This is a genomic window from Streptomyces sp. S6 (assembly GCF_054880855.1).
Genome location: NZ_JBTYMC010000407.1, coordinates 1 through 4,963 on the forward strand (window position 1 = coordinate 1; position 4,963 = coordinate 4,963).

Consider the following 4,963-nt stretch of genomic DNA (forward strand, 5'->3'; position numbering starts at 1 on the left):
GCCGAGGTGGCCCGGGGCGCCACCCAGGCCGTCAGCCTGCTCGCGGTGAACAGCGCGCTGGGCCGGCTGATCGCCGCGGGCCCGATCGAGGACCGGGTCCACGACGCCGCCCCCGCGCTCGCCGCGATGGCCGTCGTCCTGTTCCTCGGCGCACTGTTGCGCGCGGCCTCCACGTACGCGACGGGCCGTCTCGAACCCAAGGTCGTCCGGGTGGCGACCGAGCTGTACCTGGAGCGGGCCGCCTGTGTGGAGCTGGCGGCGATCGAGGACCACGCCTTCCACAAACTGCTGGACACCGCGCAGTACGGCGCCCGGTCGACGCAGCGGATGATCGTGTACGGCACGCGCGTGGTGAACTCGGTGATCTCCCTGACGGCCGCCGCAGGCGTCCTGACGGTCCTGCACCCCCTGTTGCTGCCCCTGCTGGTGACGATGACGCTGCCGAGCGCCTGGAGCGCCCTGACGAACGCCCGGCGCCACTACGAGTCGTTCCACACGTGGGTGCAGCACGCGCGCGCGGGACAGCTGATCGCGAGTCTGCTGACGGAGCCGTCGGCGGCCCCGGAGATCCGGGTGCACGGCGTCGGCCCGTTCCTGCTGCGGCACTTCCGGACGATGTCGGAGACCGCGGAGGCCGAACAGGCCCGGCTGGCCCGCCTGTCGGCGCGCACCGGGCTGATCGCGGCGGGCTGGACGGGCCTGGCGACCGTCGCGACGTACGCGACGCTGGGCGGGCTGCTGCTCGGCGGCGCGATGGCGCTGTCCGTCGCGGGGACGGCCGTCATCGCGATCCGCAGCGGCTCGGCGAGCCTGAACACGCTGGTCCTGGAGGTGAACCAGCTCCACGAGGAGGCCCTGTTCGTCGGCGACCTGCAACGGATGTACGTCGAGGCGGCCGAGCGGGCGATCCCGGCCGGCGGGGTGGACCTCCCGCAGGACCCGCGCGAGATCCGGTTCGAGAACGTCACCTTCCGCTACCCGGGCGACGGCTCCCCGGACCACCGTCCGGCCCTGGACGACGTCACCCTCACGCTGCCGCTGGGCCGCATCATCGCGCTGGTCGGCGAGAACGGCTCGGGCAAGACGACGCTGGTGAAGCTGCTGGCGGGCCTGTACCGGCCGGACTCGGGGCGGGTCCTGTGGGACGGCGTCGACGCGGCCGAGGCGGACCGGCACCAGCTCGCCGAGCGGATCGCGATGGTCGCCCAGGACTTCAAGCGCTGGCCGTTCACGGCGAAGGTGAACGTGGCGATCGGCCGCTCCGCCGCGCCGCTCACCGAGGAGCGGCTCGCCGCGTCCGTCGCGCAGGCGGGCGCCGAGGACGTCGTCGCGGACCTCCCGCGCGGTCTCGACACGCTGCTGGCACGGCAGTTCAGCGGCGGTCACGAGCTGTCGGGCGGGCAGTGGCAGCGGCTCGGCATCGCGCGGGCGGCCTACCGGCGCGGGAGCATCCTGGTCGTGGACGAGCCGACGGCCGCGCTGGACGCGCGGGCGGAGCTGGAGGTGTTCGAGAAGATCCGGGCGCTCGCCGGCAGCGGTCAGACCGTCGTCCTGATCACCCACCGACTGGCGTCGGTCCGCCACGCCGACCTGGTGCACGTCCTGGAGCAGGGGCGGCTCGTCGAGTCGGGGACGCCGGACGAACTCCTCGCGACCGGGGGTGTGTACGCCGAGCTGTACGCGCTCCAGGCGGAGCAGTTCGCCGCGCGGCAGCCCGCTCACTCGGCCGAGTGACCCCGCACGATCACCAGGAAGGTGTCGCTCGCGAGGTCCATGACGACCTCCGCCGGGAGTCCTTCCGAGCGTCTGGCGCGCGCGAACTCCTCGGCCGGCCACGAGCCGCGCGGCCCGCCCGCGGGGAACCGTTCGAGCACTGTCCGCCCGTTCACCATGTCGCACCTCGCCGATAGCGTCGTCCCTCGAAGGGATTGACGCTGTCGGGCGGCGGACGGCTCACCAAGTGACAGGACCGAGACATACCCGACACGGCGTCAGGACCGGCTGTGAGGTCGGGCGTTCAGGACTCGTACTCGTCGTGGAACAGCACCGGCACGCCCAGTGGACGTCCCGACGGGGTCAGGTCGAGCAGGCTGTCGGTGAAGGGGAGCCCTTCGGGGGCGCACCCGAAGGCCGAGTACGTGTGGAAGATTCGGTCCGCGCTCCGCAGGAAGCAGCTCACTCCGGCCCGCTCCACCGGGTCCCCGTCCGCCGAGGGGACACTCGTCCCGAAGTCGGCGTCGAAGTCGCTGTCGTAGGACGAGTACCAGGGCACCGTCCAGCCGAGGCGTGCCTTGAACGGCAGGATCCGGGTGTACGGCGCGCGGGAGACGACCGCGAAGGACGTGTCGCGGGCCCTGAGGTGGGCGAGGTCGCCGACCTGGTCGAGGAAGGCCGCGCAGCCCCGGCAGCCGGTCTCCCACTCGGGCGCGAACATGAAGTGCTGCACGACGAGCTGGCCGCGTCCGCCGAAGAGGTCCAGCAGGGTCGCCTTGCCGTCGCCGCCCTCGAAGACGTACTCCGCGCCGATCTCGGTCATCGGCATCCGGCGCCGCTCGGCGGCCAGTGCCTCCCGCGCGCGGGCGAGGGCCTCCTCCTTGGCCAGCAGGTCCTCGCGCGCCGCGCGCCACTGCTCACGCGAGACGATCTCCGGGAGCGACATCGCTCACCCCTTCGGTACGACGTGTACGACGGTCCGTCGGAGGGGTGACTGGAGGCGGGCGCGGAACTCATCGTCGTCCGCGAAAGTTTTTCTGCGACCGGGTCTCAGGTGTCGTACTCCTGGACGCGCCGGCCGTGACTGCGGTCCGTCGGGGCGGGCAGCCCGAGATGACGAGATCCGCGACCGGAGTCATCCTGACAGCGTACGGCGGGGTCCTCGGCCTGCGTGAGCCGTGGCGGGCATCGCGTTCCCGCATCTGTCGCGGCGGCCTCCGTGAAGGGCACCCTGGGGCCCTGACTGCGCTCTGGAGGGAGCCCGTCATGCTCCTCGGCACCTGGAACCTGGAGAACCTCTACCGTCCCGGCGGCCCGTTCGGGCCCAAGGACAAGGCGTCCTACGACACGAAGCTGGCCGATCTGGCCGAGGTGATCAGGGCGCTGGCCCCCGACCTCCTCGGTGTGCAGGAGATCGGGGACCCGGACGCGCTGGACGACCTGCTCGGCGTGGTGGGCGGCACCTGGCACACCGCGCTGTCCGCGCATCCCGACGGCCGGGGCATCCGCGTCGGCGTGATCGCCAAGGAGCCCCTGGAGGTCGTCGCGGACGGCGACGCGTTCCCGCACGAGCTGCGGCCCGTGCAGGTCGACGACGCCGGGTCGACCGTCTCCGCGGCGGGGCGCGGTTTCCTCGCCGTGCGCGGCGGCTCGGTGACGCTCGCGGTGGCCCACCTCAAGTCGAAGCTCCTGACGTACCCGGGCAACCGTTTCTTCCCGCACGACGAGGGCGAGCGGGCCCGCTACGGCGCGTACGCGCTGTACCGCCGGACCGCCGAGGCGGTGACGCTGCGCGCCCTGGCGGACGACCTGCTCGACGGCGACGGCCGCGCGCGCGACGTCGTCGTTCTGGGCGACCTGAACGACGAGGTGCAGGCGGCCACGACGCAGATCCTCCTGGGCCCGCCCGGGTCCGAGATCGGCACGCCCGGCTACAAGACGCCCGACCAGGGCGACAAGCTCCGCCTGTGGGACGTCGCGCCCCTCATCCCCGCCGACCGCCGGTACTCGCGCGTCAACTCCGGGCGCCGGGAGCTGATCGACCATGTGCTGCTCAGCCACCAGCTGGTGCACAGGGTGACCGAGGCCGGGACCGGGGTGCCCGACGACGAGGGGGTGCTGCGGCTGCCGTCGGTGGGCGAGGACCCCCGCGAGCGGCGGGACGCGACGGGGTCGGACCACGCGCCGGTGTGGGTGCGGGTGGCGTGAGCCCGTTCACCCCGCGTGCGGCAGCCTCATCCGCTTCCTGGGTCCCGGCACCCGGTGCGCGTCGAGGGCCGTGAGGAGTTCGTCGAGCAGCTCGCGGTGACGGCGGCCCAGGTGCCCCGTGTCGTCGAGCTGCACGGCGCACGCGGTGGTGGTGTCGACGAGGCGTTCCAGGAGGGCGGCGACCTCGTCGGTGCCGGCGGTGTGGCGGGCGAGGGCGGGGTGTTCGGCGGCGGAGAGGGCGATGGCGGTCCTGGCCTCGGCGAGCGTGCGGTACGCCTCGCGGCGCAGCGCCCAGCGGGTGGCACGGTCACCGGCGGGAACGGGGCTCCGAGACGCCTGAGGGCCGCTCTCGGCGCCGCGGACAGTGACGTCGACACCGGAACGCCTCTCCCGCCTCCGAGGCCACCTGACGCGCTTCTGCGGCTTTTCGCCGCGAATGTCATGTACCGGCCCTGTATCGCCGGTGCCGCTCAGGACGTGGGCGAGGTACTCCTGCGCCGCCTTCGTCGCCACCGCGAGCCGGGCACGCACCTGCCCGCCGCGCTCGCCGGGCATCGGGAGGTGGCCCACGACGAGGACGAGCACGCAGGCGAGAAGAGTCTCGCCGATGCGCCCGGCGGACGCCTGGGGTTCCCCGCCGACCATCACGAGGGCGAGCACGAGGACGGTGACGACGGCGGTCTGGGCGGCGAAGTGCCGGGTGGCGACGGGGACCAGGGCCCCGCAGACGGCGACGAGGGCGACGAGCCCTTCCGGGCGGGGCAGGAACGCGGCGAACCCGGCGAAGACGAGCGCCCCGAGGACGGTGCCGGCGGCGCGGCACAGGACGCGGGAGACGAGCGGTCCGAGGTCGGGCTTGACGAGGAAGACGGCGGTGGCCGGGAGCCAGTACCAGTGGGGGTGCTCGCCGTACCAGCGGGTGTGGTGCAGGGCCTGCGCGATGGCCGCGCTCGCGCCGAAGCACAGGGCGACGCGCAGCCCGTACTCCCGGCCGCCCGCGCCGAACGCGGCCCGCAGGAGAGCGGCGACGCCGCGCCTGCGC

At 73.5% G+C, this 4,963-nt stretch carries 5 protein-coding genes; 2 read left to right on the top strand and 3 right to left on the bottom strand.

Features of this window, described 5'->3' with window-relative positions; all coding sequences use genetic code 11:
- The coding region (locus ACVNF4_RS32395) for an ABC transporter ATP-binding protein (protein WP_461806450.1) at window positions 1-1,734 on the top strand (1,734 nt) is incomplete at its 5' end.
- Here ACVNF4_RS32395 and ACVNF4_RS32400 read toward each other — a convergent pair.
- Together ACVNF4_RS32400 and ACVNF4_RS32405 are read right to left on the bottom strand one after the other, a co-directional pair.
- Window positions 1,719-1,892 (bottom strand): hypothetical protein, encoded by a 174-nt coding sequence (locus ACVNF4_RS32400; RefSeq protein ID WP_461806451.1) that lies wholly within the window; start codon window positions 1,890-1,892, stop codon window positions 1,719-1,721. The two genes, ACVNF4_RS32395 and ACVNF4_RS32400, sit on opposite strands and share 16 nt — an antisense overlap.
- 125 nt (window positions 1,893-2,017) lie before the next feature.
- A complete protein-coding gene (locus ACVNF4_RS32405) occupies window positions 2,018-2,659 on the bottom strand; it encodes a DUF899 family protein (RefSeq protein WP_461806452.1) in 642 nt (213 codons plus the stop codon).
- A 320-nt stretch (window positions 2,660-2,979) separates the two neighbouring features.
- Here ACVNF4_RS32405 and ACVNF4_RS32410 point away from each other — a divergent pair, with 320 nt between their 5' ends.
- On the top strand, window positions 2,980-3,921 hold the full coding sequence (locus ACVNF4_RS32410) for an endonuclease/exonuclease/phosphatase family protein (protein WP_461806453.1): 942 nt from the start codon (window positions 2,980-2,982) through the stop codon (window positions 3,919-3,921).
- A gap of 6 nt (window positions 3,922-3,927) precedes the next feature.
- Here ACVNF4_RS32410 and ACVNF4_RS32415 read toward each other — a convergent pair.
- Window positions 3,928-4,963: FUSC family protein (locus tag ACVNF4_RS32415; protein ID WP_461806454.1), on the bottom strand; the 1,036-nt coding region annotated here is incomplete at its 5' end.

Excerpts from the sequence above, each read along its gene's own strand:
- ACVNF4_RS32400 (WP_461806451.1), bottom strand. The coding sequence starts at position 1,892 with ATGGTGAACGGGCGGACAGTGCTCGAACGGTTCCCCGCGGGCGGGCCG.
- ACVNF4_RS32410 (WP_461806453.1), top strand. The coding sequence starts at position 2,980 with ATGCTCCTCGGCACCTGGAACCTGGAGAACCTCTACCGTCCCGGCGGC.
- ACVNF4_RS32405 (WP_461806452.1), bottom strand. The coding sequence starts at position 2,659 with ATGTCGCTCCCGGAGATCGTCTCGCGTGAGCAGTGGCGCGCGGCGCGC.